At 58.1% G+C, this 25,313-nt stretch carries 20 protein-coding genes and 1 pseudogene; 16 read left to right on the top strand and 5 right to left on the bottom strand.

Annotation, left to right across the window (positions count from 1 at the left end; all coding sequences use genetic code 11):
- Positions 1–101: 101 nt before the first annotated feature.
- From HDE75_RS24330 to HDE75_RS24315, 4 genes and pseudogenes are all read left to right on the top strand, one after another.
- Positions 102–311 (top strand): annotated as a pseudogene (locus HDE75_RS24330) (integrase core domain-containing protein); the annotation flags it as partial.
- Positions 312–404: 93 nt separating this feature from the next.
- Entirely contained in the window at positions 405–1,601 is a 1,197-nt protein-coding gene (locus tag HDE75_RS24325; RefSeq protein ID WP_183681880.1) for an SIR2 family protein, read from the top strand.
- Positions 1,591–3,351: an ATP-binding protein gene (locus HDE75_RS24320; protein ID WP_183681883.1), complete on the top strand. Its 1,761-nt coding sequence runs from the start codon at positions 1,591–1,593 to the stop codon at positions 3,349–3,351. The genes HDE75_RS24325 and HDE75_RS24320 overlap by 11 nt, the downstream gene beginning before the upstream one ends.
- A gap of 18 nt (positions 3,352–3,369) precedes the next feature.
- Positions 3,370–3,582, top strand: coding sequence for a KTSC domain-containing protein (locus HDE75_RS24315; protein ID WP_183681886.1), 213 nt, complete (start codon positions 3,370–3,372; stop codon positions 3,580–3,582).
- Between the two features lie 241 nt (positions 3,583–3,823).
- On the opposite strand, the gene HDE75_RS24310 is transcribed toward HDE75_RS24315, so the two are convergent.
- On the bottom strand, positions 3,824–4,651 hold the full coding sequence (locus tag HDE75_RS24310) for a DUF6602 domain-containing protein (RefSeq protein ID WP_183681889.1): 828 nt from the start codon (positions 4,649–4,651) through the stop codon (positions 3,824–3,826).
- Between the two features lie 1,199 nt (positions 4,652–5,850).
- Here HDE75_RS24310 and HDE75_RS24305 point away from each other — a divergent pair.
- The 5 genes from HDE75_RS24305 to qhpG are packed head-to-tail and all read left to right on the top strand — an operon-like array spanning position 5,851 to position 12,581.
- The gene (locus tag HDE75_RS24305; RefSeq protein WP_183681892.1) at positions 5,851–7,434 is read left to right on the top strand and encodes a ferritin-like domain-containing protein; all 1,584 of its coding nucleotides are present in this window, start codon (positions 5,851–5,853) and stop codon (positions 7,432–7,434) included.
- 6 nt (positions 7,435–7,440) lie between these two features.
- Positions 7,441–8,859 carry a hypothetical protein gene (locus tag HDE75_RS24300; RefSeq protein ID WP_260174336.1) on the top strand — a complete coding sequence of 473 codons (1,419 nt, stop codon included), beginning with the start codon at positions 7,441–7,443 and terminating at the stop codon, positions 8,857–8,859.
- Positions 8,859–9,683, top strand: a complete 825-nt coding sequence (locus tag HDE75_RS24295) for a hypothetical protein (RefSeq protein ID WP_183681894.1) — start codon at positions 8,859–8,861, stop codon at positions 9,681–9,683. Before HDE75_RS24300 ends, HDE75_RS24295 begins: the two co-directional genes overlap by 1 nt.
- Entirely contained in the window at positions 9,673–11,097 is a 1,425-nt protein-coding gene (locus HDE75_RS24290; protein ID WP_260174339.1) for a radical SAM/SPASM domain-containing protein, read from the top strand. Before HDE75_RS24295 ends, HDE75_RS24290 begins: the two co-directional genes overlap by 11 nt.
- Positions 10,992–12,581 (top strand): flavin-dependent monooxygenase QhpG, encoded by a 1,590-nt coding sequence (gene qhpG, locus HDE75_RS24285; protein ID WP_183681897.1) that lies wholly within the window; start codon positions 10,992–10,994, stop codon positions 12,579–12,581. Before HDE75_RS24290 ends, qhpG begins: the two co-directional genes overlap by 106 nt.
- A 183-nt stretch (positions 12,582–12,764) precedes the next feature.
- Here the strand turns inward: qhpG and HDE75_RS24280 are convergent, their stop codons facing one another.
- On the bottom strand, positions 12,765–14,066 hold the full coding sequence (locus HDE75_RS24280; protein WP_183681900.1) for an epoxide hydrolase family protein: 1,302 nt from the start codon (positions 14,064–14,066) through the stop codon (positions 12,765–12,767).
- On the opposite strand from HDE75_RS24280, the gene HDE75_RS24275 reads away from it, so the two are divergent.
- Together HDE75_RS24275 and HDE75_RS24270 are read left to right on the top strand one after the other, a co-directional pair.
- Complete coding sequence (locus HDE75_RS24275; protein ID WP_183681903.1) at positions 14,046–14,972, top strand: LysR substrate-binding domain-containing protein; 927 nt, start codon at positions 14,046–14,048, stop codon at positions 14,970–14,972. The two genes, HDE75_RS24280 and HDE75_RS24275, sit on opposite strands and share 21 nt — an antisense overlap.
- 412 nt (positions 14,973–15,384) lie before the next feature.
- On the top strand, positions 15,385–16,107 hold the full coding sequence (locus HDE75_RS24270) for a hypothetical protein (RefSeq protein ID WP_183681908.1): 723 nt from the start codon (positions 15,385–15,387) through the stop codon (positions 16,105–16,107).
- A 46-nt stretch (positions 16,108–16,153) separates the two neighbouring features.
- Here HDE75_RS24270 and HDE75_RS24265 read toward each other — a convergent pair whose 3' ends face one another.
- Entirely contained in the window at positions 16,154–17,800 is a 1,647-nt protein-coding gene (locus HDE75_RS24265; protein ID WP_221291989.1) for a serine hydrolase domain-containing protein, read from the bottom strand.
- A gap of 387 nt (positions 17,801–18,187) precedes the next feature.
- Here HDE75_RS24265 and HDE75_RS24260 point away from each other — a divergent pair, with 387 nt between their 5' ends.
- Entirely contained in the window at positions 18,188–19,555 is a 1,368-nt protein-coding gene (locus HDE75_RS24260; protein ID WP_260174342.1) for a chitinase, read from the top strand.
- Between the two features lie 190 nt (positions 19,556–19,745).
- Positions 19,746–20,162, top strand: a complete 417-nt coding sequence (locus tag HDE75_RS24255; protein WP_183681914.1) for a DUF2061 domain-containing protein — start codon at positions 19,746–19,748, stop codon at positions 20,160–20,162.
- Between the two features lie 7 nt (positions 20,163–20,169).
- On the opposite strand, the gene HDE75_RS24250 is transcribed toward HDE75_RS24255, so the two are convergent.
- Positions 20,170–21,606: an amidase gene (locus HDE75_RS24250; protein WP_183681917.1), complete on the bottom strand. Its 1,437-nt coding sequence runs from the start codon at positions 21,604–21,606 to the stop codon at positions 20,170–20,172.
- Positions 21,607–21,708: 102 nt separating this feature from the next.
- Here HDE75_RS24250 and HDE75_RS24245 point away from each other — a divergent pair, with 102 nt between their 5' ends.
- Entirely contained in the window at positions 21,709–22,605 is an 897-nt protein-coding gene (locus HDE75_RS24245; protein WP_183681921.1) for a LysR family transcriptional regulator, read from the top strand.
- A gap of 33 nt (positions 22,606–22,638) precedes the next feature.
- Positions 22,639–23,430, top strand: a complete 792-nt coding sequence (locus HDE75_RS24240; RefSeq protein ID WP_183681923.1) for a class I SAM-dependent methyltransferase — start codon at positions 22,639–22,641, stop codon at positions 23,428–23,430.
- A gap of 6 nt (positions 23,431–23,436) precedes the next feature.
- Here the strand turns inward: HDE75_RS24240 and HDE75_RS24235 are convergent, their stop codons facing one another.
- Positions 23,437–23,997 carry a TetR/AcrR family transcriptional regulator gene (locus HDE75_RS24235; protein ID WP_183681925.1) on the bottom strand — a complete coding sequence of 187 codons (561 nt, stop codon included), beginning with the start codon at positions 23,995–23,997 and terminating at the stop codon, positions 23,437–23,439.
- A 189-nt stretch (positions 23,998–24,186) separates the two neighbouring features.
- Here HDE75_RS24235 and HDE75_RS24230 point away from each other — a divergent pair, with 189 nt between their 5' ends.
- The gene (locus HDE75_RS24230; protein WP_183681928.1) at positions 24,187–25,311 is read left to right on the top strand and encodes a catalase family protein; all 1,125 of its coding nucleotides are present in this window, start codon (positions 24,187–24,189) and stop codon (positions 25,309–25,311) included.
- Positions 25,312–25,313 lie beyond the last annotated feature (2 nt).

Below are 25,313 nucleotides of genomic sequence, written 5' to 3'. Positions count from 1 at the left end.
CTCAATCGTGTCAGGCTGTACAGGGCGCGTTCTTCGTAGGCTTACATCCGGATTGAAATGCCGACGCGTCGGGATTGCTTGCGTTCCTCGTCAGGCTTTGTAGCCGTCGCGGAAATTGTTGGGACAACGCCGCGATGGAACGGCTGTTCCGCAGCTTCAAAACGGAGTGGCTGCTGTCAACCGGTTACATGACGGCACGAGAGGCACAACGGGACATCAGCTATTACCTGATGCACCGGTATAACTCGATACGGCCGCATCAGTTCAACCAGGTAGTGAGAATGTGTGAACATTTCAGTTTGACAAGATGATATTCTGATCTGCGACTGAAACATGGGATTGCGTTTGAGAAACTGTCACTCCCTCTCCTACAACCTGAACCGCCGAGATCGTGCAGGAAAACAATGGAAAATCTGAACGCAGTTAAGGAAATTAGAGAGCTGAAAAGTCAGTTTTCGTACACGAAACGTATCGGGTTCTTCTTGGGTGCCGGCACTTCCTGCGCTTTAGGCCTTCCTAATATAGCCCAGTTGACAAATCAGGTTGAAGCTTCTCTGGTTGGGGCATCTCTGACGACATTTCAAAACGTAAAAACTGATTTACAGTCAAAAATTTCCGGAGCTGTGAGTATTGAAGACATTCTTAACCAAATTCGCAGAATTCGTGAAATAACTGGTGAGCGTGAGGATAGTAATTTTATTGGGATAAACGGGGCTTTTGCAAAAAACCTAGATATTGAGATTTGTAGGATTATATATAATGTTCTTATGGAGAAGGAAGCTTCGGCGATCTTGACTATTCCGAAGAAATTCCTAGCATGGCTAAGTATGCAGAATCGTGAATCAACCAATGAAATTTTCACGACCAATTATGATCTTATAATAGAAAAATCCTTGGAGTCAATTCAAGTCCCTTATTTTGATGGTTTTGTGGGATCTTATGAACCATTTTTTTGGCAAGATTGTGTGGAGCGAGAAATAAAGAAAAATGATATCACGCAGTCATGGATCAGGCTTTGGAAAATTCACGGATCATTAAGTTGGTTCTGGAAAGCAAATTCTAATCAAAAGTCTCATAAAGTTGTTAGGCTCGGGAAAATAGAAAAAATTGAAGAAGAAAAAAATGAAATTGTGATTTATCCTTCTAAGGATAAATACGATTCATCGAGGCGTCAGCCATTCTTGGTTTATTTTGATCGCCTAAAAAACTATTTGCTGGGTGGCGAGTTGCTATTCGTGTTCAGCGGATACTCGTTCTTAGATCAACATATAAATGAAATAATATTTAATTGTCTACGCCAAAACAATCGTCTAAATATAATTGTTTTCTTTTATAGTGATGCCGAGGTTGAGCGTATGCAACAGCTATCCTCCGGATATTTCAATCTTTCGGTTTTTGGTCCCACTACTGCGATTGTGAACGGAGTTTTCGGAAAACTAAATTTTCAGAATAGCGAGTTGCAGCCAAAGGAAAGCTGCAATACATATTGGAATGAAACTGAAGAAAAATTAATGCTGGGTGATTTCAATGCGCTGGTTGATTTTCTAGTTGCCAATTCAGGTCGAAAAAATGATATTGAGGTGAAAATCAATGAGGAATGATGCCACTTTCTTAGGTCAGGTTATCAGAGTTGATTCCAGTCAAGTAGAAGTGGAACTATCGAATTCAATTCCTTCGGCTGCGCCAATAATTAAAGGTCGATTATATAAGATAGGACAAATTGGCACTTTTGTTAAAATGCCGATGGGAAATATCACTATCTACGGAATTGTGGCCGCAGTAAGTAACAGACCATTTACTGATGATTCGGACGGTCAAAATCGTGCTGCTTCTAGATTTCTTTCGGTGCAGTTGATCGGGGAAAAAGTTGGTGACGGGGTATTTGAGAAGGGGATTGGCACGTATCCTACTATCAGTGACGAGGTACACTTAGTTATCGAAAGCGACCTATTCGAGATTTACGGCGAGCGTGACGGCGGCTCGATTGAAATAGGAAAACATTCTTCCTCAGAAAATCTAAGTGTCTATATAGACACACATAATCTGGTCCTTCGGCATTGTGGAATATTGGGTTCAACGGGCAGTGGGAAATCTAATACTACCGTAAGTATATTGAAAGCAATATTGGATGGGTACGCAGGCTCACGTGTTATATTAGTTGACCCGCACGGGGAGTACGCCACAGCATTTCCAGACGCAAAGATACTTCGGATCGGGGATGAAAACACTCCTCTATACATCCCATTTTGGTTGATGACATTTGAAGAGTTGGCGTATTTTCTTGTGGGTGCAGATCAACGCGACGAGCAAAAAGTTGAATATAGAATGTTGCGAGAAATCGTAACTAATATGAAAAAGGAAAACTTAGACTTAAAAGCAGGTGCTGTTGAAATAAATTTAGTTACAGCCGATTCTCCTATACCTTTTAGCGTACGTGCCTTGTGGTATCGAATGAACTGGCTTTTAAATGCTACTTTCAATATCTCCAACAAGGATGATCAAGTAGATGATCAAGCCCGCATGACAGCTCCTGGAGATGCCGAATCATTAGCGCCGGCATCCTTCGAACCCTATACTATGGGCAAGGATGCCCCTTACAAGTCGAAACATCAAGAGTATTTTTCATATGAAAAGAAAATGCTGAGTCGTCTGAAAGATTCTAGATTTGATTTTCTTTTCAATCCAGGAGATTATAAAACTGCGGCATCTCCTAAAGACTTACATAACTTGCTTACCGATTGGATTGGAAGCGAAAAAAAACTTGCAATTCTCGACTTGAGCGGAGTTCCTTTTGAGGTTTTGGATATCACAATAGGTTTAATCACTAGATTCGTTTACGACAGCATGTTCTGGGGTAGAAATGAACCTTACACGGGAAAAAAACGACCTCTACTATTGGCATTCGAAGAAGCGCATACTTATTTAGGAAAAAATGATAAAACTTCTTATTCAAAAGCCGCTGTAGAAAGAGTTTTTAAAGAAGGAAGAAAATTCGGAATTGGCGCCTTGGTAATTTCACAACGCCCTTCAGAAATTTCAGAGACTATCTTGGCTCAAATCGGCACACTAATTGCATTGCGATTAACGAACTCTGGTGACCAAGCAATCGTCAAATCTTCTGCTCCAGATAATTTAAGCAGTTTGATGGGACTGTTACCTTCTCTAAGAATCGGTGAGGCAGTGATTGCGGGAGAGGCTATAAAGATACCTTCGAGGGTACGCTTGAAATTAAATAATCCTCGGCCAACCAGCGAAGACCCAAAATTAGTTGACTCTTGGAGTAAAGAACATACCGTTAGCGATGATAACTATAAATCGGTAGTAACTCGAATAAGAGAACAGAAGCTTTAGTTCAACCAGGGAGAAAATATGGAATACCGCGATGTAAGTTCAAGCAACATCAGAAGTATTGGTTATGATTTTGAGACTTCGACACTGGAAATTATTTTTCTTTCCGGGCCGAGGTATGCGTACTACGATTTTCCGGAATCGCTATGGTTCGAGTTCGATGGCGCCGAATCTCATGGAAAGTTTTTCCACGCGCATATCAAGGGGCATTTCCGAGAAGCTCAGGTGGGCTAGTTTTAGAAATTTGGCAATCGAGAGCGCAATGCCGCCTTCAGTGCTAGCAAAAGCAGAGGCCGCTGATCTTCCAATTTCTGGCCGGCTCCCGCGCCAGAAATCGTACTGGATCTAGGGCCTATAATTTCTGGCGGACTTGCTCTTGCTCCTACATATCTAGATCGATTTGGCTTGTTTTAAGACCTGGGGCGTGGAGAAGCGCAAAGCATAAGAGAGCTCCAGCTCCAGCGTAGCGGGGGCTTTATAAGAGCTGTTGCTGCATCTGTAATGGATAAATTATTTCGATATGTCTACAAAACTCATTATACCGAAGCATATTTCCTTTATCCCAGTTTAATTTTGACACCACGGCAAAATATATCCACAACAACGCTATCCCTTGGGGATAATCGGGAGCTCCGTTTGGCGCACAAAGATGCAGCGAGCTGACGTTTCGATAGCTGAAAAAATTAATTACAGGATTATTAAGTTCAAATAAGTCATAGTTTCCAGCCACTATTTTCCCTCTATCCAACAATAGAATGTAGTCAACATATGGTCGTCCTTTCGATTTGAGCATAGTTTTCAATTTTCGGAAGTCGGAGTCGGTGCACTTCCCACACACAATAAATGTGAGAGGACGCTCTCTATAAGCACGATCTCCATTCGCTCTACCGCGTAGCGCTTCATTACGCATCTCGGTCCAGGCCTTTAGAGACTCTTGAACTTGCTTGATCGCATTTGGCAATTCGCCAGCGCTATTCTTAATTTGACCAATCGCCGAAACACTTGTGTAAGGCACATAGTGTTGCTCTTGAGGCGCTGGATCGAGCCGGAACGCTTCCTCACTTTCGTAGATTAAGACGTCAACCTCCGCACTGCAGCGGGAGCTTGCACTGTAGAAGTATCCACTTGCGACTTTGTTGTTCGAAGGCAGGCTATCCGAAAACAAGGATCGAACGGCTTCTTCAAGAGGAGCACCACTAGCTTTGATGTTGCGCGCCTTATGTGCTAGTCGGCCTTGATCTACTGCAATCAACATCTTTTTTACTCTAGCATCGAATTGAGCGGGCAGATCTAATTCATTCATCCTCATTCATCCTTGGCTCTTCTTTCTGTCAGACCCATCATCCGTGATGGTATACACCGAAGCCAACACGGACAATACTGGCGTTGAGATTAACTGACGCGGGAACCGATCTTTCTACTATGCTGTAAGCGGCGGAACGCACTTAACGCAAGTGCCCGAACTAGTGAACACGCAACACTGACGACAGTTCTCCGTGCTATTCCGGGACATTGTGTTGCGCGACTAGGCCCATGGTGCGCAACGAAACTGCACCGACTCCTTACGCAACACCAAAGTCGATATTAGAGTACATTAATTCAATAGGCAAGGGCTACGTGCGCAAGCAACAGCGTCCATAAGTACCAAGATTGCGAAGAAATGAAGGTTTATGAAATATTGCGCATTTTGCTCAAGTACCAAATCGCATACCCGATTACCGCTATGTTTAGGTGTTGCGGTGAACTTGGGACGCTGATGCTCATTCAACTTGGCGATGCGCACATCCCTTTGAGCCTCACAGCCGCGGTCTGGTTGGCCAACATGAAATGCTCCGTTCGTTGCCGGCGTCTACCGTTGAGCTGTTGGCTCAGATCCTGGACCCTGAATCCAAAGATAATCCAGTTCCTCGCATTCAGACGCGCTGGCGTGTGTACGCGGTGTTTATTCTGATGCTTCACCAGCGATTACGGCGCGGTGCGGCGAGGTTCTGGTACTTCCTGGGGATGCAATCAATAGCGCTCTCGACGCAAAACCGGAATGTAATCGTTGCTCGATCAACGTTCTGGAAAACACGCATTTCGGCCAGATTCCAAATCTGACGTAGCACTCTCGACTGAGCCACTTACAAAGTGATACCCAGTAGACTTCCAATTCAAGTAGTCAAGAAATTAGAGTCGCGTACAGGCAAGACGCCCCTTACCATGTTCGGTTTTTCTGATATTGACGCATATCAATTTCACTGCATTGACGATTTTATAAGTCGCAACTATACTCGCCACACTGTCAGCCCACCTTGGTGGTGGCGCCGGCATGCCACCTTTCAAAGCCAGCCTGACGCCAGCTTTTCAGACCGGCCCGCGATGCGGCGCATCACCTCTCTCGTTTGCCTTATCACGCTATTGTCATTTGTCGCCGTCGCCTCCAGCCGAAGCGCGCTTCGCTTGTCACGACGCCTATTGCAATGCATCCCCACAGGATGTCCGACATGAGAAGGACAAGAAATGCGAGCTGCACAGATACGCCGCCACCTCGGCGCCCCCTCTGCCCTCCTGCCCCGCACCGGCAGGGAACAAGGCCTGGAGTCGAGCACGCCACAGTTGCTGCGCGGCATGGCCGCGTCGGTGGCTGGCGCCCAGGCCGCCGGGACGCCGGCGCTGAACCTGGAATTTTCTCCGCGCGACTACATTACTTATTTGCTGTCGATAGACGCCGAAATCGAACATTGCCTGATGGTGCAATACCTGTACGCCGCCTATTCGCTGGGCGGCCCGCAGGTGCCCGAGGTCTTCCGCGACAGCGTGCGCACTTGGCAGGAAGTGATACTGGGCATCGCCAAGGAGGAGATGGGCCATCTGATCTCGGTGCAAAACTCGCTGCGCCTGATCGGTTCCCCGCTGCACATGGAGCGTGAAGACGAGCCCTGGGACTCGCCGTTCTATCCATTCCCGTTCACGCTTGAACCGCTGACGCTCGACTCGCTGGCCAAGTACGTGTACGCCGAATCGCCGGTCGACTGGGACGGCGGCGCACTGGGGAATGAAATCCGCCTGCGCGTGCACGCCCAGACCAGCGACCCGCACCAGGTCGCGGCGCTGTTCCACACCTTGATTCCGCTGGTGGCCGATCCTGACTACCTGCCAGACGACGCCTTCGATCCATCGACCCTGCCGGCCCAGGCCGACTTCGCCGAGTGGGGCCGCGGCTACCAGGGTGGCCATCGTGGCCGTCCCAGCGGCCAGCCGGCGCAGACGCCAGACGTGCTGGTGGTGCCGCAGACCTGCCGCGACGACATGGTCGCCGCCCTGCGCGCCATCGCCGAGCAGGGGGAAGCCACCAGCGGCACCACCGCCTCGCACTTCGTGCGCTTCCTGCGCATTTATGTCGAGATGCGCGAACTGATCGAACACGCACCGCTGACGGCCGAACACTGGAATGCCGCCCGCCCGCCTGATTTCGCCGCGCCGCAATGGCAGGCGCTGCAACCGGAGAGCAAGGCGAAGGCTGGCCTGCTCGCCGCCGGTCCCGCCTGGGCGCCGGCCCGCCAGGTCGCCATCAACCCCTACGTCTCGCTCGATCCCGATGACGAGGGCGGCGATGAAAGCGCTACCAGCACCCGCATCACCCATCCCGAATCGGTGCTATGGGCCACGCTGCACAATATCCGCTACCGCATGCTGCTGAACTATCTGATCCACAGCTTCACGCTGTACGGCGGCTTGAATGCGGCTGGCGCGATTACCCCCCGTGGCGCCATCATCAACGCTACCTTCGGCGAGATGTACAACCTGCGCGCCGTCTCCGAGATCCTGATGCAGTCGCCCGTCTCGGTCGACAACCCGGCCGCCGGTTTCGCCGGGCCGCCGTTCCAGATGCCCTACACGCTTAACAGCCCGTTCGGCGAGGCCAACAAATGGCGCGGCCACCTCGACCTGCTGACCGCCTCGGCCAACGTGGTCGAAGCGCTGCAGCTGCTGGCGCCCGAGTCCCGCCACAGCTATCTGGCCTCGCTGCGCGAAGCCGACCGCAATATGCGCGAACTGATCTTGCGCATCCTGTCGGGCAGCATCGACACTGCCCTGCTCTAGGAGACCATGATGCCGATACTGGAACTGAGAATTCTGCCCCCGCTGGCCGTGGCCCGCCTGGGTGGCGCGGCCGAGCCGCTCGAAGCCTACGACCTGGAGACCGATCCGGACAGTCCGATGAACTACCGCCGCATCGTGCCGCGCGAGAGCTTCGAGATCGATCCGCTGGACGGGCGCATCGTGCGCGCCTACGTGCCCGACAAGATCCGCTTCAAGGATGACGACAAGCTGGTACGCCCGGTCGCGCCCTTCCTCGAAGTATACGCCCGCACCAGCGCCGAACCCGAACAGCTGCAGCCGCTGACCGCCGCCCTGCTGGCCGAGCACGGCCTGAGCCTGGCCAATCTGCACTGGGACGTCGAGCTGGGCAATATCAAGGTCTACCGCCGCACCAATAACCGCGACGACCAGATCCACGCCAGGCTGTCCGGCTTGCAGGACCATGCCCGCCACGCGCTGGAAGGCCGTTGCGAGAATTTCCTGGCCGGCAAGACACTGCCGCTTGGTCACGTGCAGTTCATCGCGCCCAGCGACGAATTCCCGGAAATCCGCCTGCGCTACACGCCGGCCGCCGGCAAGGTCTACGGCAGCCGCCTGCAGCGCCTGGAGCCGCAGGCCAACGGCGTGCCGCTGCTGGTGCCCGACCCTATCATCGACAACGAGGAACTGGTGCTGTACGACGCGGCGCGCGGCGACTGGCTCAACTACACCGAAAGCAGCGGCCCGACACTGACCAACCCGGCCGGCATCTACGCCGGCTACGCCAACGCCCAGGGCCAGCAGGTCAGCTGGGGCTACCTGGACGACGAATGCGACGGCTGGGTACGGGTGGCGCTGACGCTGGCCGATGGCAGCGCGCTGGTGGCCCAGGCCACCATCGGCGCGGGCCCGCCGGCCTACGCGCCGGACACGCTGCCGATCCGCGTCGTCTCCGACGAGCTGGAGCAATTGCTGCACGGCCCCAGCGTACAGGAGGAAGAGGTGTCGCTGGAGCAAGCCACCGAACTGGTGCTGCGCGCGCTCGAGACGGTGCGGCTGATGAACACGGCGGTGATGAACGGCAACCCGGTCAATGGCCGCCTCAACGTGGCCAGCACCATGGTGCGGCAGAACAGCAGCGACTTCGAGCGCTACTACGAACCGATCGCTGCCGCCTCCCTGGTCGACAACCTGGCGCTGCGCGCCCTGCACGAGCGGGTGTTCAGCGCCCTGTCGGCAGGTGGCGCGCCGTGGTTCGCCCAGACGCTGCGCCTGCCCGAGGAAATCGGCGACCTGTCGGCGATCACGCTACGCAAGATGCCGGCGCTGATGCGCGGTGCCGACGGCCGCAGCCTGACACTGACGCGCCGCCACATCGACATGGTGGTCAAGGCCGCCCGCAACGCCATGTTCAGCCAACCCGACAACCCTGCAGGAGAACTGTGATGGCCGCCAAGCAGCCCAGCCTGAGCGCAAGCAACCTCACCGCGCAAATCCACCACCGTGGCGCCGGCAACCCCGCATCGATCCTGCCGCGCAGCGCGATTTCCAACTGCTTCCCCGGCCTGGAATTCGACTTCCGCAACCTGTGGCGGCGGGCCTTCGAGGGCATCGTGCTGGTCGAGAACAACAACTACGTGATCGACGCCGAGCCCGAGTTCCAGCACCTGGTCACGCGCCGCCTGCTGCGCTTCGCCGGCCTGGAGGTCGGTACCATGGTCAATACCACCGGGCCGGTGTACCCCGACGGCAGCTCCGGCACGCTGGCCTCGGTGGCCAACCCGAACGCGGTGTCCTTCATGGAATGGTCGAACTCGATCGCCCGTATCCTGCACCTGCAGGGCCAGCTGGTCAGCTGCGAGTTCACCGCCCAGACCGGCGCCGACACCGAGGTGCTGGCCGGCCCGGAGACGCCCAGCATCACCGTCGAACTGCGCCTGCGCACTTTCTTCGAGCCCGACACGGCAGCCTTCAATCCGGCATTGCTGCAGCCGGGCGAGCTGACCCAGGGCCTGTGCGCGCCCTGGCAGAACGACTACCGCGAATGTGCCTGCTACTACTGGGCAGCCTCGCGCCCCGACTATGTCAACGTCGAACCAGGTGTCAACGGCCTGTCGCATGGAGACATGTGGTTCGCCAAGAAGCGCACCGGCACCTACATCCCGGACAACCGCACCGACACCCGGCTGTATTCCTACGACGACCTGTTCAAGTCCTGGCAGGAAGACCTGAGCTTCATTATCCGAGGCAAGGATGCCGATGAAAGCTGACCCCATGGCTGACACGCCGCCCGCCGCCCGCGCCACGGCGGTGGAAGGCGTCGTCCTGGCGCGGGCGCTGAGCCGGCGCATTGTGGCAGCTTCCCAGCCGCGCCAGCGCCACGCCCACCTGGTCGACGACGCCCAGGGCGCGCAGCTGTTGATGGTCAACGGCACGCGCCTGTATCATTTGCCACCCGAGCTGACCGGGCAGTTCCGCGCCGCGCTGGGTAGCGCCGACCCGGCCCTGCTGCAAGGGCTGATCGACAGCTGCGGCCTGCGCGCCGAGGCGCTGATCGACGATACCCCGCTGGCAGCGCCGCCGCTGCATGCGCTATCGCTGGCGATCGCGCAGAAGTGCAACCTCGGCTGCACCTATTGCTATGCGCAGCAGGGCGAGTTCGGTGGCAAGGCCAAGAGCATGGAGGAGACGCAGGCGGTCAAGGCGGTCGACCTGCTGCTGTCGCAGGCGGCGCCCGGCGCCAAGGTGAACCTGGCCTTCATGGGCGGCGAACCGCTGTCGAACCGCGCGGTGCTGCGCAACGTGACCGACTACGCCAGCCGGCAGGCGGCGCTGCGCCAGGTCGACTGCCGCTTCTCGATCACCACCAACGGTACCCTGCTGCGGCCGGACGACGCCGACTTCTTCGAGCAGCACGGCTTTGCCGTCACGGTCAGCCTCGATGGCGCCGCCGAACAGCACGACCGGCTGCGTCCCTTCAAGGGCGGCAAGGGTTCCTTCGACAGCATTCTCGAACGCATCACGCCGCTGCTGGCGATGCAGCGCCGCATGCAGGTGTCGGCGCGCGTCACCGTCACGCCATTCAACCTGAACCTGCCTGCTACGCTCGACCTGTTCATTGGCATGGGCTTCCACAGCGTCGGCTTCTCGCCACTGCTGCGCGCCGCCAACGGCCGCGCCGAAATGGGCGAGGCGGAACTGGGCGAGATGCTGGAAGCGATGATCGCCTGCGGCCTGGCTTTCGAGCAGAACGTGCTGCAGGGCCGCCGCTATCCTTTCATGAACATGCAGAACGCACTACGCGAACTGCAGCGTGGCACGCACCGGCCCTACCCCTGCGGCGCTGGCGCCGGCTATTTCGGCGTATCAGCCGACGGCGAACTGTCGGCCTGCCACCGGTTTGTCGGCGACGAGCAAGGCGCCATGGGCTCGCTGGACGGCGGGGTCGACCGCGCCCGCCAGGCGATCTGGCTCAGCGAACGCCATGTGCACCAGCAGCAGCCCTGCTCGGACTGCTGGGCGCGCTACCTGTGCGGCGGCGGCTGCCACCACGAGGTGCTGGCGCGCGGGCGCAGCGCTTGCGACTACATACGCGGCTGGCTGCATTACACGATAGGCGCCCACCACCGCCTGAGCCAGCTGGCGCCCGACTGGTTCGCCGCGCCGGCCGGCAAGCCGGACTGAGTTCGATGCACGACGGCGACAGCTCGTTCGACGCGCTGGTGATCGGCGCCGGTCCGGCCGGCGTCAGCGCCGCGCTCCGTCTGCAACAGCTCGGTTACCGCGTGCTGCTGGTCGAGCGCAGCACCGTCTGGCCGCGTGTCCATGTGGGCGAGGCGCTCACGCCCGGCGTGCGCAACATCATCGAACTGCTCGACGCCAACGATGCGCTGGCGGCGGTGCCCCACGTCGCCCACGCGGCAAGCCGGGTACTGTGGCGCAGCCGCACACCCGACCTGCTACAACAGGCCGGCTCGGCCATCGTCGACCGGGGCCGTTTCGACGCGGCCCTGCTGGCGTTGGCCCGGCACCGTGGCGTGGAGCTCGAACAGCCGGCCCGGCTGCTGCACCTGTCCGGCGTGGCGGGCGACTGGCGCGTCAGCCTGCTGTGCGGCGAAGCGCGCTGCCGCCAGGTGCGGACCCGCTACATCCTCGACGCCAGTGGCCGCGGCGCCTTGCCGCGCATCGACTGCGCGCCCCGGCTGGCGGCCATCTGGGGCGAGGTCGACCAGTCGGCTTTGGCCGAGCTGGAGGGCGGCACCCAGGTCGAAGCGCTCGAACACGGCTGGCTGTGGGCCGGCTGCCTGCCTGGCCAGCGCTATCGGCTGATGCTGGTCTGCGATCCGCAGTCGTCCCGGCAAGCCACGCCGGGAGGACCCGAAGCCCGCCTGCACGCTGCCTGCGCCGCCAGCCGCTTGCTGCGCGCGGCGGCCGGGCTGCCACTGCTGGGTGCGGTGCAAATGTGCTCGGCCACGCCCTACCTGGCGCTTGACAGCTGGCAGGACGGCAGTCTGAAGCTGGGCGACGCGGCTTTCGCGCTCGATCCGGTTTCTTCATCTGGCGTGGAAAAGGCGATGCGTTTTTCGCTGCAGGCGGCGGTAGCCCTGCATACCGTGTTGAGCGACGAGGACCCCGGCAGCCATGCACTGGCCCGCCGCTTTTTCGAAGGCCGGCTGGTGGAGGCTTGCGCGCGCCACGCGCACTGGACCGCAGCGTATTACGGCCAGGCCTGGTGTGCCGACCAGCCCTTTTGGCAAGAGCGCACCCGCCACGAGGCCATCGGCGACAGCGCTGTGCGGCCGGAACTGCTGACCTCCCTGTCCGCAGAGCGCGCCCGGCTGGCCGGCTACCAGCCGCCGGAGCTCAAGCCCTTGGCCGCGCTAAACCCGGCCCGGCCGCTGCGCCTGCATGGCGGCGCCGCGATCGTCGAGCTGCCCTGCGTGGTGGACGACCGGGTGTGCCTGCAGTTGGCGCTCGACCATCCCCATCTGGAGCGGCCGCTGGCGTTCCTGGAAAACGAGGCCTTGTTCCCGCACCTGGCCAGGCTGGTCCAGCCGCTGCCATTGCCTCAGCTGCTACAGATGCTGAGCGCTGGCATGCCCGGCCACAAGGCCCACCGCATCGTCGGCTGGCTGTGGCAGCGCGGACTGCTGGAAAGTGTCGGCTAAGAGCCTATCCCAGTAGTGAGCGTCTTCTGCGGGCAGCTCATCGGGAGCGCGGGCAAGGCGTGAGGAGGACGCATGGCTAGCCATGCGACGACGAGCACGACGAGCAACACAGCCCCCGCTTCTGAGGGGCGCCTGCAGGGGGCGTATTCATCTACTGGGATAGGCTCTAAGCATCCAGGAGCATCAAACCCCTGCTGTTCGCACGGAAACCAGGAACGCACGCAAATCCGCCGCATAAAGCTGCGGCTGCTCCCACGCCGGGAAATGGCCGCCGTGAGGCTGCACCGTATATTGCTGCACGTTGTAAAAACGCTGCGCCCAGGTTTTGGGGGCGAGCACGAGGTCCTTGGGCCACATGCAGACTGCCGTTGGCACCGTAACGTAAGCGCCGGTGCCCAGCGGCGCGCGGTGGTGCCGGGCCTCGTAGTAGTAACGCATGGAGGATGCGATGGTCTCGGTTGACCAGTAAATATTCACGTTATCGAGCAGCATATCGGCCGGGAAAACCTCGAATAGGTCGCTGCCGGCATCGCTCCAGAAGTGGAATTTTTCCAGGATCCAGCTGGCCAGGCCCACCGGTGTATCGTTCAGCGCGTAAGCGACGGTTTGCGGCCGGGTAGCCTGCAGGTGCAGATAAGCGCCTTCATCCGCGCTCCATTGTTGCACCTTGGCCTGGTAGGCGATTTCCTCGGCCGTCAACGGCGCCGTGCTCGCGTCCAGCGACGGATCGACAACGGCGGAAATATGCAGGCCGCGCACCGGGTCCGGATATGCCAGGGCCATGCGGGTGGCGACGCCAGCGCCGAGGTCGGTCCCGGAGATCATATAGTCGCTGTAGCCGAGTCCGTCAATCATCAGCCGGTGAAATAACTCCACCGCCTGGACCTGATTAGGTATTGATGGCCGGCCGGAATAGCCGAATCCTGGGTGCGCGGGAATGACGACATCAAAAGCAAGCTCGGCACTGCCGCCAAAAGCGGCAGGATCGGCCAGCATGGAAGCGAGCTTGCCATATTCGACAAAACTAGATGGCCAGCCATTGATCAGCAGCAAAGCTTGCGGCGACGGGGCTTTGCCCTTGAAATGCAGGAAATGCACGTCAAAGCCATCTATCGTGGCACGAAAGTGCGGCAGCGAATTGATGCGTGCCGCCGCCCTCTGCCAGTCGTAGCCCGTCTGCCAGTAATCGACCAAGGCCTGCAGCGGCTTGGCTGGCGTGCCATAACTCCAGTCCACGGCCACTGCATCGCACCAGCGCATGCGCCGCAGACGCTGCTGCAGTTCAGCCGCAAATGATGGGTCAAACGGCGATTGCCACGGCGTAACTTTCACTTTGCTCATCATTTCCAATTCGATAGGTCGGTAGTGGCCACTGGCCAGCTTGGCGTACACTGGTAAGCATAGCTTCACCGTCAGTGGGATGGAAGCGATGAAATCTGTACTGCTCATTAGAAAAGCTAAACAATGACGCGCATATCCCTGCAATTCCTACCTGCCTTCAAGGCTGCCGCCGAACTGGAGAATCTGCGCGCCGCGGCCGCCCTGCTCCATCTGACACCGAGCGCAATCAGCCAGCAAATCAACAAGCTGGAGGAACAGCTAGGCTTCGCCGTGTTTGCCAGGCAGGGCCGCCGGGTGGTGTTGAACGATGCGGGCAAGTTATTACTCGGCAGCGTAGAAACAGCGCTGAAAGAAATTGAACAGGGAGTGCAAGCGGCGGCTGCGGTCGCTAACGCCCAGGCCAGGACGGTGGTGCGGATCACCGTGGTCCCTTCGTTTGCGCAGCGCTGGCTGTTACCGCGTCTGGCGCGATGGCGATCGCTGCACCCTGATATCCGGCTGCAAATTGAAACTACCCAGCAAACCATCGACTTGCAGCGCGCAGGCATGCATGTGGGCATACGCGCCGGTAGCGGCACCTGGGCCGGGCTGAGTGCGGAAGCGCTATGCGACCTTGATCTGCCCCTGTGCGTACTGGCTTGCCGCGAGGCAGCGCAGCGGGTGGCTGGCAACTTGCCGGCGTCTATCGCCAGCGAGTCCCTGCTTGGCGATCCAGGCTTATGGGCCAGCTGGTTCCAACTGGCCGGGATTGCCAGCGAAGCTCAGCCAGCGGCGACCTTTGCCGACAGTGGCTTGATGCTGCAAGCGGCCGAACAGGATATTGGACTGGTGCTGGCCCGAGGTCTGTACACGGTCGACGCGCTGCGCGATGGGCGGCTGGTGCAACTTACCAGCGTGGCCCTGCCGATTCCATCCCCGCAGCGCTTCTTCCTTGTCTTTCCGCCATCGCTACAGGATTGGCCGCCATTGACCGCCTTGCGCGCATGGCTGCTGGAAGAAGTTCAACAATCCAGGCTTGAACTTGCAGAACGTGATTTGCTTCAACAATAACTGCTGCGACAATCAAGCCCGATAACATATCAGGCTTGATGTCCAGAGAACGATCTTATTTCTGGAATAATTTTGATTGAATATAACGTTAAAAAACCTAATGGTGCAAATCAGGCCATTAGGTTTATATTATCTACATTTGCATTTTAACCGTAGGATCGGTCTCGCTTCCGTGGAGCGGATCATCTTCAATTGGGTCGCGGACAGGATATCCAGGAATTTCTACGCCACCGGAAACCGACTGAATTTCCTGCTCATTTATTTCAATCATTTTTAAGCCTCATAAAGTTGACAGTTTTAGCCTTCCCGCAATAATCCATAAAAGGAGACGGCGAAATAACGATAGCAAGAAAAATTCATTACTGCAAGCAAAATTATTGCCGAATAGAATTATTAATTCAGGCATCATTTTTTGTCCTCATTACTGACTAATTCTGCAAGACCGGGCAGTATTCCTATAAAAATACTACATCGATACGACTTAATACATAGCGTCACCATTATCCTGGTTTTGCTTTTTTTACTTTGTGCAAAGCCAGCCAAGGCTGAAGTGCAATATGACGGTGCGCACACCATCAAGGTCAGCGGGGAAATCCGATGGGAAGCGCACAAAAAACTATCTACCTTGCTGGAAAATGAAGCGGTATCGACTGTCACATTCAGGAATTCGGGCGGTGGCACATTATCTTTCAGCCTGAAAATCGGAAAAATTATTGCAGAAAAAAAGATAAAGACAGTCGTCGAAGGAATATGCGCCTCGGCATGTGCGATTGCATTCATGGGTGGCGATAGCAGGGAGTTTTCTACGCAACAAGCCGATTCGGCGCTGATGTTTCATCCCGGATTTACAGGAAGCAGCCAGCTACCAGCCCCGGAAACCAAGGCCATCTTGTTTGCATGGCTGGAAGCCAGAACCAGGCAGCCATTAGCGCCTGGGTTTGTCGCCGCGATGGATGAAATCACACAACGCAAGGGTGGCGTTTATTTTCTTGCACTTTCACATACCGTCGCCGTGAAAACAGGAAATTCCGTATTCTTTTGTGATGGTAGCGAACAAAATGTCAGCAATTGCGCCCAGCCTGGCGATTTGAGCGCAGAGAAGATGCACATTATCTCAACCATGGATATGCATTGAACGCCTCCCTTCCGGCATCAACAGCGCTGCTCATCTGTCCTGCGCACTACCCTTCCCCTGCCTGCGCCACCCGTAACGCTTCAAACCTGCGCAGGCGCCGGTTGCTGATGCTCAAGCTGCCGATCTTGGCGCTGGCTCCCGGAATAAATGTGATGGTGCCGAAGCTACTGGTAAAACGGTTGCCGCCGGCGGGTGTCAGTTCGATATCGTACTGCCGCGGCCAGGAGAGTCGCAAGACGCCGTCAACCAGGCGCACGGTGTAGCGCATATCGGTTTCATCGCTGTGGTAGCGGCCGGTGAATGCGGCCAGTGCGGCTGAACTTGGCATCGCTTCATTGATTTGGACGAAGCTGCGCTGGGTGGGCCAGAAGTCGCGGATGTGCAGTGTGACTGGGCCGGAATCTGTTGTTGATGTAAATCGCCATTCGTGCGGCATATCGGCCGGACGAAACACCTTGTCGGCGATCGGCACCAGGGCCGCGGCTACGCCTGCCTGGCGCAAGACGCCGTCCTTCCATTCCAGCCGCAGTATTTCATCGGTTTGCGCACTCCAGTAGACGCCGGCCCAGGCTGCAGGCACCGCTGGCGGCGTTGGCAATGCGGGCGCCAGCGCCGGTTCCGTCATCTGTTCGTTCAGGTAGAGCTCGGCCACTTTGCGTGTCAGTTCGGTCGGCACTGCCGGCGAGGCGTTGCACAGTGCGACGATAGCCAGTTTTTGGTCCGGGAACATCACGGCTTCGCTGCGGTAGCCAGCATCGGCGCCGTCGTGGCTGACCATGCGCAAGCCCCGGTAGGCGCCCAGCCGCAGGCCGCTGCCGTAGGCGATCGGGCTGCCGTCGTTCAAGGTGCCCGAAGTTTGCATCCACGCGCTTAATGCCGGGCCGCCGATGCGCCCATCGACCAGGTTTTGCTGCCATTTCAGCAAGTCGCCCACCGTGCTGAACAGGCTGGTCGAGCCGTAATGGTCGATATGGGGAATGCTGATGCTCCAGCCGCCACTGCCACCTCCCACACGCGGGCTGTAGGCAGCCGTGCGCCCTGCCACCATTTCCTTGTGGTCGTCGTGGAAATGCGTGCTGGACATGCTCAAGGGCTGGAAGATGTGTTCGTCGGCATAAGCCCGCAGCGATTTGCCCGACACGCGCCGCACGATCATGGCCAGCACGGTGTAGGCCGCATTGCCGTACACGACTTCCGTGCCGGGTGCGAAGTTCAGGTGGCGCTGGCGAGTCAGCGCCCACAGTATGTCGGACTCGGTGGTCAGGTCGTCGCTGCGCCAGCCGGCCAGGTTGACCAGTTGCCCCTGTTCCCGCAAGCCGTTGGTGTGGTGGATCAGCTGGCTGATGGTAATGGGCATGCCCACGTCGGGCAGTTCCGGCACATACTTGCGGATATCATCGTCCAGCGACAGCTTGCCGTCCTGGGCCAGCAAACCGATGGAAAATGCCGTGAACTGCTTGGAAATCGAGGCGACATGAAAGATCGATTGCGGCGTGATGGGTATGCCATGCTCGAGATTGGACATGCCGTAGCCGCGTGCGTATTCCAGTACTCCATTGCGCGTTATACCCAGCGCGCAGCCCGGCGTCGCCTTGCCGTCCCAGCGCGCAAACAGCGCATCGACCTGCGCATGCCGCGTTTTATCCGCACGGTCAGTTGCAGCGATAGCCGGCGATGCCAGTGTAGTTGTCATGGCGCTTGCCAACAGGATACGGTGCCATCGATGCATGCGATTTCTTTCTGGGTTGTGTCGAATAATCCGAAAAAAACAGTGTCTCATTTTATGACTCTGTGCGGCAAGATTGCTATCAAGATAATTTCTTGATCTGCCCTTTTTCGGTGCATATTTTCTCGGTGTTGACTTCCCTTCCCCGCCCTATTTTGGGGCAATACCACTGCATTCTACAGAACGAACTGGTATTGCTATTTCGCGCTATTATCCCCGCGCTTTGTTGAATTGGTATTGCCATACTGGATAGAAATTAAAACCAGTTGACTACCACCTTCAACACTTGCAATCTGGAAATTCCACCGGGTTTCTATCCGGATCGGCCACGAAAAAACTAACCAGGAGCGGTACATGAATAGAACATTGATGAGTACTTTGATCGTTGGCTTGCTGGGCGGCAGCCTGACAGCCTGCGGTGGCGGTGGGGACACGCCTGCTTCCAGCAAGATGCTGGCGGACACGGTGACCAATGCGGCGGTCGCCTGCTTCACGCCATGGAACAGCAGCACCGTTTACAATGCGGGCGGCCAGGCCAGCTATAACAACGTCAATTACAACGCCAATTGGTGGACGCAGGGTAATAACCCATCGACCAGCAACGGCGGCGTGGGTACGGGACAACCATGGACCTCGGTTGGCGAGTGCGGCACCGGAACGCCGACGCCTACCCCGACTCCTACACCTACCCCGACTCCAACGCCTACCCCAACTCCTACACCAACACCAACACCAACACCAACACCGACTCCTACGCCGACGCCGACGCCAATTGGCGGCCTGGCCAAGCATGCGCTGATCGGCTACTGGCACAATTTCTCCAATCCTAGCGGCAACACTTACCCGATCAGCCAGGTCAGCGATGACTGGGACGTGATCGTGGTGTCGTTCGCCGACAACGCGGGCAATGGCAATGTCAGTCTGACCATCGATCCATCGGCCGGTTCGGAAGCGCAATTCATCGCTGACGTGGCGGCCAAACGGGCCAAGGGCAAGAAAGTGATCCTGTCGCTGGGTGGCCAAAACGGTTCCGTGTCCGTGGGGTCGACAGCCGAAGCCACCAACTTCACCAACAGCCTGTACGCCATCATCACCAAGTATGGTTTTGACGGTATCGACCTGGACCTGGAAAATGGCGTCACGCAAGGCGCGCCTATCCAGACTTACCTGCCGATCGCCGTGAAAAACCTGAAGGCCAAAGTGGGCAGCAATTTCTACCTGTCGATGGCGCCGGAATGGGTGTATGTGGAAGGCGGCTACACCAGCTACGGTGGCATCTGGGGCGCCTACATTCCCATCATCAATGCCTTGCGCAATGAGCTGACCGTGCTGCACCCGCAGTATTACAACAATGGCGATGTCTACACCCCATACGCATCGGGCGCCCTGAAGGCAGGTTCGGCCAACCAACTGGTGGCCACGGCGCGCATGCTGACCGAGGGCTTCAACTATGGCGGCAACACCTTCGCTGGCTTGCGTCCAGACCAGGTGGCCTTCGGCGTACCATCAGGCCCAAGCTCGGCCGGCTCGGGTTTCACCACCAATGCCGACGTCGCCAATGCCTTGAATTGCCTGACGCGCCTGTTGAACTGCGGCACTATCAGCCCTAGCCAGGCGCGTCCAGACTTCCGCGGCGTAATGACGTGGTCGATCAACTGGGACCGCCACGACGGTTATAACTTCTCCGTTCCAGCGAAAAATGTGTTGAAGACACTGCCGTAAGCCAGCCTGATCTGAAGTAGCACAGGACGCCCGTATCTCTGCGCTGGAGATACGGGCGTTGTTTTATCTATGCCGATAGATTATTTAATAGGAATTACCTATTGATTAGTTTGGAATATTTTACTTTCTTTTGTAAATGAGAATCGTTACTATCCAAATCAAGGATTAGCCAACTCAGGAAGGAGTTCCCTTGATTACCGCCATCAAAACATGTAGCCAGGTTGTGACGCATATGTCGATCGCCTTCGGCCTCGCCTACTTGCTAACGGGGTCCTTGGCGCTCGGTGGACTGGCGGCCATCATCGAGCCGATACTCAATGTCGCGCTGCTCCCCAAACATGAAAAAACCTGGCACGCGATCCGCCACCGCTACGCCAGCACGCGTTTTGGCCTGGCGGCCGTGGCCGGTGAAAAGGTCAGCCAGACTCTGCTGCATATCAGCGTGGCGTTTGCCGTACTGTACTGGGCAACCGGTTCGATGGCGTTTGGTGGCTTGCTGGCGATTCTCGAACCAATCTGCAACGTGATCGTGCTGCCGATCCACGACCGCCTGTGGGAACGGCTGCGCACCCGGTTCGATAGCCGTGGTGGCGCCGTTGCCGCCTAGCGTCGAATCAGTTACCCGCCCACACCTGCGGCCGGCGCGCACTCCACGGTGCTGCCCGCTCCAGCTGCCCGGCCAGGCGCAGCAGTACGCCATCGGCGCCATATCCCGCCATGAATTGCATGCCGACCGGCAAACCGTCCGATGACATGGCCAGCGGCACGGACATCGCGGGCAGCCCGGCCACGTTGGACAGCGGCGTGTAGGGCGAGTGTTCGAACAGGCGCGCCGTCCAGCCCAAGCCGTCCAGCTTTTCCTCATTCTCTGCATAGCGGCCCAGTTGCCACGGCAAATCCGGCATGGTCGGCGTCAGCAGCACATCGTATTGCGCAAAAAAGGCGCCGCTGTGGCGCGTGACCGTGTTGCGCACGTCCAGGGCAGCAACGAACTCGACGGCGGACACCGTCTTGCCATAGCGATAGCACGCCAGGGTCGCCGCTTCCAGATGCGCCAGCGATACGGTCCGGCCATATTGTTGCGCCAGGCCATCGATCCAGCCCACCAGATTGGCGCACCAGATGCGCGCATTGGCCAGCACGAATGCTTCCCACGACACGCCCAGCGCGGGGTGGGCGGCTTCCACATGGTGGCCCAGCCCTTCCAGCAGCCGCACGGTATTGTCCAGTGCGGCGCCGATTTCCGGCTCGGGACGTGCGCCATTCCAGGCAACCGTCAATACGGCTATGCGCAGCTTGCCCGGATCCACACGCACCTGCGATAGCCAGCTATGGCCAGGCGCGGCAGTCACATACGGTTCTCCCGGCATCCCACCTTGCACCGCATCGAGCAAGGCCGCGCTGTCGCGCACACTGCGGCTCAGGCCCAGTTGCACGCCCAGCCCACTGAAAATCTCATCCATGTCCGGCCCATTGGATACCCGCCCGCGGCTCGGTTTCAAGCCGAACAATCCCGTGGATGCGGCCGGCACGCGGATGGAACCGGCCGCGTCCGTCGCATGGGCCAGCGGCACGATGCCAGCGGCCACGGCCGCCGCTGCGCCACCGCTGGAACCGCCCGCACTCAGGGCCAGGTTCCACGGATTGCGCGTGGCGCCCGTCAATACCGGTTCGGTGGTAGTGGCAAAGGCCATTTCCGGCGTGCTGGTACGCCCCAGGGTGACCAAGCCTGCCTGGCGGAATTTTGTCATCAGATAAGAATCGGCCTGCGCGACATGGCCTGCCGCCAGCCGGCTGCCGTATTCGACCCGTTTGCCGGCCATGGTGACGGCGATATCCTTGATCAGAAAAGGCACGCCGGCAAATGGTGCGGTCTTGTCCAAGGCGCTCATCTCTGCCGGCCAATGTTCAACCACCGCGTTGATCTGTGGATTCACGGCAGCCACGGCGCGCAGCGCCAAGGCTTGCAGTTCGCTTGAGGATACCTCGCCGTCGCGTACCAGCTGCGCCAGTCCCAAACCATCATATTGCGTATATTCATGGAGTTGCATTAGTTTGTTCCTGTAATAGATGAAGAAATTGTCGCGACAGGAACTACTGTAGACCTTGCGCTATCATAGGAGAAATGAATAGTTGAAATACAAGGTATAGCCATGGACAATTTACGCAAGCTGGATTTGAACTTGCTGCTGACGCTCAATGCGCTCTTGGTCGAGCGCAACGTGACGCGGGCGGCCGCCCGCTTGCATCTGAGCCAGCCCTCCGTCAGCGTGCAACTAGGCAAATTGCGCGATGCTTTTGATGACCCGCTACTGCTGCCGGGGCCACGCGGCATGCTGCCCACGGCGCGGGCGCTGGAATTATTGGCGCCCTTGCAAGCCGTGCTGGCCCAGCTGGAACAAGTGCTGTTGCCGGTAGCGCCGTTTGAGCCGGCCCAGGCGCAGGTGGAATGGAAGCTGGCGGCCGCCGATGCTGCCGAATATGCAATCCTGCTGCCGATGTTGCCTGCCTTGCGGGTACTGGCGCCCTTGTCGCGCATGGCCGTGCATGAGGCGGTGCCGGCGCGCATGGCGCAGCAGCTGGAAAATGGCCAGATCGACCTGGGCTTTGTGGCGCAGGAAGAAGCGCCTGCCGGCTTGCGGCACCGGTTGCTATTCCGCGAACACTATGTGCTGGCGGGCCGCCACGACCATCCGCTGCTGCAATCGCCGCCCAGCCTGGAGCAATTTTGTGCGCTGGAATTTATCGTCGTGTCCACCAATGGCGGCGGCTACCGCACGGCCGTCGACGCAACGCTGGAGCAGCTGGGCCGGCAGCGCAAGGTCGTGCTGTCCGTACCGCATTTCCTGATCGTGCCGCACTTGCTGGCTGCATCCGATATGGTGGCCATGCTGCCTTCGCGCCTGCTGAAAAATGCCCTGGGCGGCTTGCGCACCTGGGAGCCGCCCGTCACCATGCCCGATTACGACATGGCCATGGTCTGGCACGAACGCATGCACCTGGACCCGGCGCACCGCTGGCTGCGCGAGCAGATCGCGGCGCGGCTGTGATAGGCTGATGCTCACCATCAAACAGGAGGCGGCATGAGTAATAACGCTGATAGCAAGGATAACAAGGTTCACCGCGCAGCTGCCGAAGGTTATATCACTGGAGCAGACCCGTATGTGCGAGGCCGGCCCGATTATCCGCCTGAAGTTGCCGGCTGGCTGCGCAGCGCGCTGGGCCTGGCGCCAGGCGTGACGGTGCTGGACCTGGGCGCCGGCACGGGCAAATTTACGCCGCGCCTGCTCGAAACGGGCGCCACGGTCATCGCCGTCGAACCGGTGCCGCAAATGCTGGCCAAGCTGGCGGCCGGCTTTCCCCAGGTACAGCCACTGGCGGGCACGGCGACCGCGATTCCCTTGCCCGATGCCTCGGTCGATGCCGTGATTTGCGCGCAGGCTTTTCACTGGTTTGCCACTGCCGAGGCGCTGGACGAAATACTGCGCGTGCTCAAACCTGGCGGCAAGCTGGGCCTGATATGGAATTTGCGCGATCCCAGGGTAGACTGGGTGGCCAGGCTGGACGCCATCGTCAACCAGGTCGAAGGCGACACGCCGCGCTATTACACGGGCGCCTGGCGCAAGGCTTTCCCCCATGCAGGCTACGGGCCGCTGCAGGAAACCCATTTTGCGCTGGGCCATACGGGTTCGCCCGAAGACGTGCTGCTCAACCGCGTGCGCTCGACCAGCTTTATTGCCGCCCTGCCCGAACATGAACGCCGTGTCATCGAAGAGCAGATACGCACGCTGATCGAGTCAGAGGAAGATTTAAAAGGCGATGTAGTGACCGTGCCCTATCAGACGGCTGCTTTTGTAGCAGAGAAACTCGTCTGAAAGCTATCAGCTAGCCTTGGCATGTCCTAATGCATCCATCGCCGCCTGCACGATAGATGGCCGCCATTCGCGCTTGAAATCGAGCCGGGCGGCAATCATGGCCGACACGCCCAGACCCGAAAACGCGCTGGTGATGCGGATCAGGCGTTCCAGGTTCAGGGCCGCCAGGTCTATCCCCAGCGCCTCGTACATCATCATGCCCATCTGCGTCATTTCTGGCGTGGTTCCTTCGCCATTGTCGGCCAGCCGGTTGGTGAAGGCCGAGATACCGGGCCAGTCAAAGCTGAGCTGTACAGACGTTTCTACCACCGCCAGGTCGCGTTCGCGGCCAACGGGAATGCCATCGACCTTGGCCAGCAGCGCGCGCATCTGGTCGAGGCAAGTGATCAGGACTTGATCGTAAATGGCTTTCTTGCTGGGATAGTGGTGCAGCAAGCCCGCTTTCGAGTACTTCACGGCATCGGCGATCTGTTGTAGCGACGTATGCTCGAAACCATGCTTGGCGAACAGGCCCGCGGCACGGTCGATAATCTCGGCGTCTATTTCAGTTTTGGTCAGTCTGGGCATAAGCTTCATCAAGAACAACATGGAGGACAGGCAGCATAGCCCTGTTTACTCAGCTATTCAAGGGCGGCACTAGCTTAAGTGTCCCTGCAACATAGTCTGACTTATTTCTTGCAAGCGTACGCTGGCAAACAGATGCCGATGGCGCTAGCGGCAATCATGGGCTACCTTCCCCACCGCACAGGAAAAGCCATGACCGCCATTCCAAAGCCAGCAGTACCGTACGATAGCCGTTATGAAGTCGAAGAGGAAGGCGAGCAAGACACCAAGGCGCAGTTGCTGCAGACCCTGCACGGCATTTCTGCCACGACGTATAAGGATAGCGGCCACGCCACGCGCAGCGTGCATGCCAAGAGCCATGGCTTGCTGCGCGGCCATTTAAATGTGCTCGAAGGCCTGGCGCCCGAGCTGGCGCAAGGCATCTTTGGCCAGCCCGGCCGATTTGAAGTCGTCATGCGCTACTCGACCATCCCTGGCGACATTCTCGATGACAAGGTGTCCACGCCGCGCGGGCTGGCGATCAAGCTGATCGGCGTGCAGGGCGTGCAGCTATCCAGCCTGGACACTGATGCCACTGGCCAGGATGCCACTACACAAGACTTTGTACTGGTCAACGGCCCGGCCTTCCTGGCGCCGACCGCCAAGAAATTTCTCGGCAGTCTCAAATTGCTGGCCAGCACCACGGATAAAGTACCACGCCTGAAACAGGCGCTGTCGAGCGTGCTTCAAGGGGCGGAAAAAGCGCTGGAAGCAGTCGGTGGCGAAAGCGGTACCTTGAAAAGCCTGGGTGGCCATCCCGAAACCCATGTCTTGGGCGATACCTACTATAGCCAGGTGCCCATCCTGTATGGCCAGTATATGGCCAAGGTCTCGGTCGCGCCGGTCTCGCCCGAACTGGCTGCTTTAAAAGGCGCGCTAATCGACCTGCATGACAAGCCCAACGGCTTGCGCCAGGCCGTGATGGACTTTTTTGCCCGTCGCTCCGCCACCTGGGAAGTGCGCGTGCAGCTGTGCCGCAATATAGCAACCATGCCGCTGGAAGACGCTTCCGTCGTCTGGTCTGAAGAAGAAAGCCCGTATTTTGCAGTGGCGCGCATTACAGCCTTGCCGCAGGCGGGCTGGAGCGAAGCGCTGTCGCGCCTGGTCGATGACGGCATGGCCTTCAGTCCGTGGCACGGCGTGCTGCAGCACCGGCCGCTGGGCTCCATCATGCGCGTGCGCAAGGCGGCTTACCAGATGTCGGCCCGCTTCCGCTTCGAGCGCACGGGACATGTAATGCAGGAACCCGCTCATCTGGACGACTGGCCGGCGAGTTAAGT

This window comes from Janthinobacterium silvisoli (assembly GCF_014200725.1).
GTDB lineage: Bacteria > Pseudomonadota > Gammaproteobacteria > Burkholderiales > Burkholderiaceae_D > Janthinobacterium.
The sequence above is the reverse complement of the archived record's forward strand: the minus strand, read 5'-3'. Positions and strand labels throughout refer to the sequence as shown.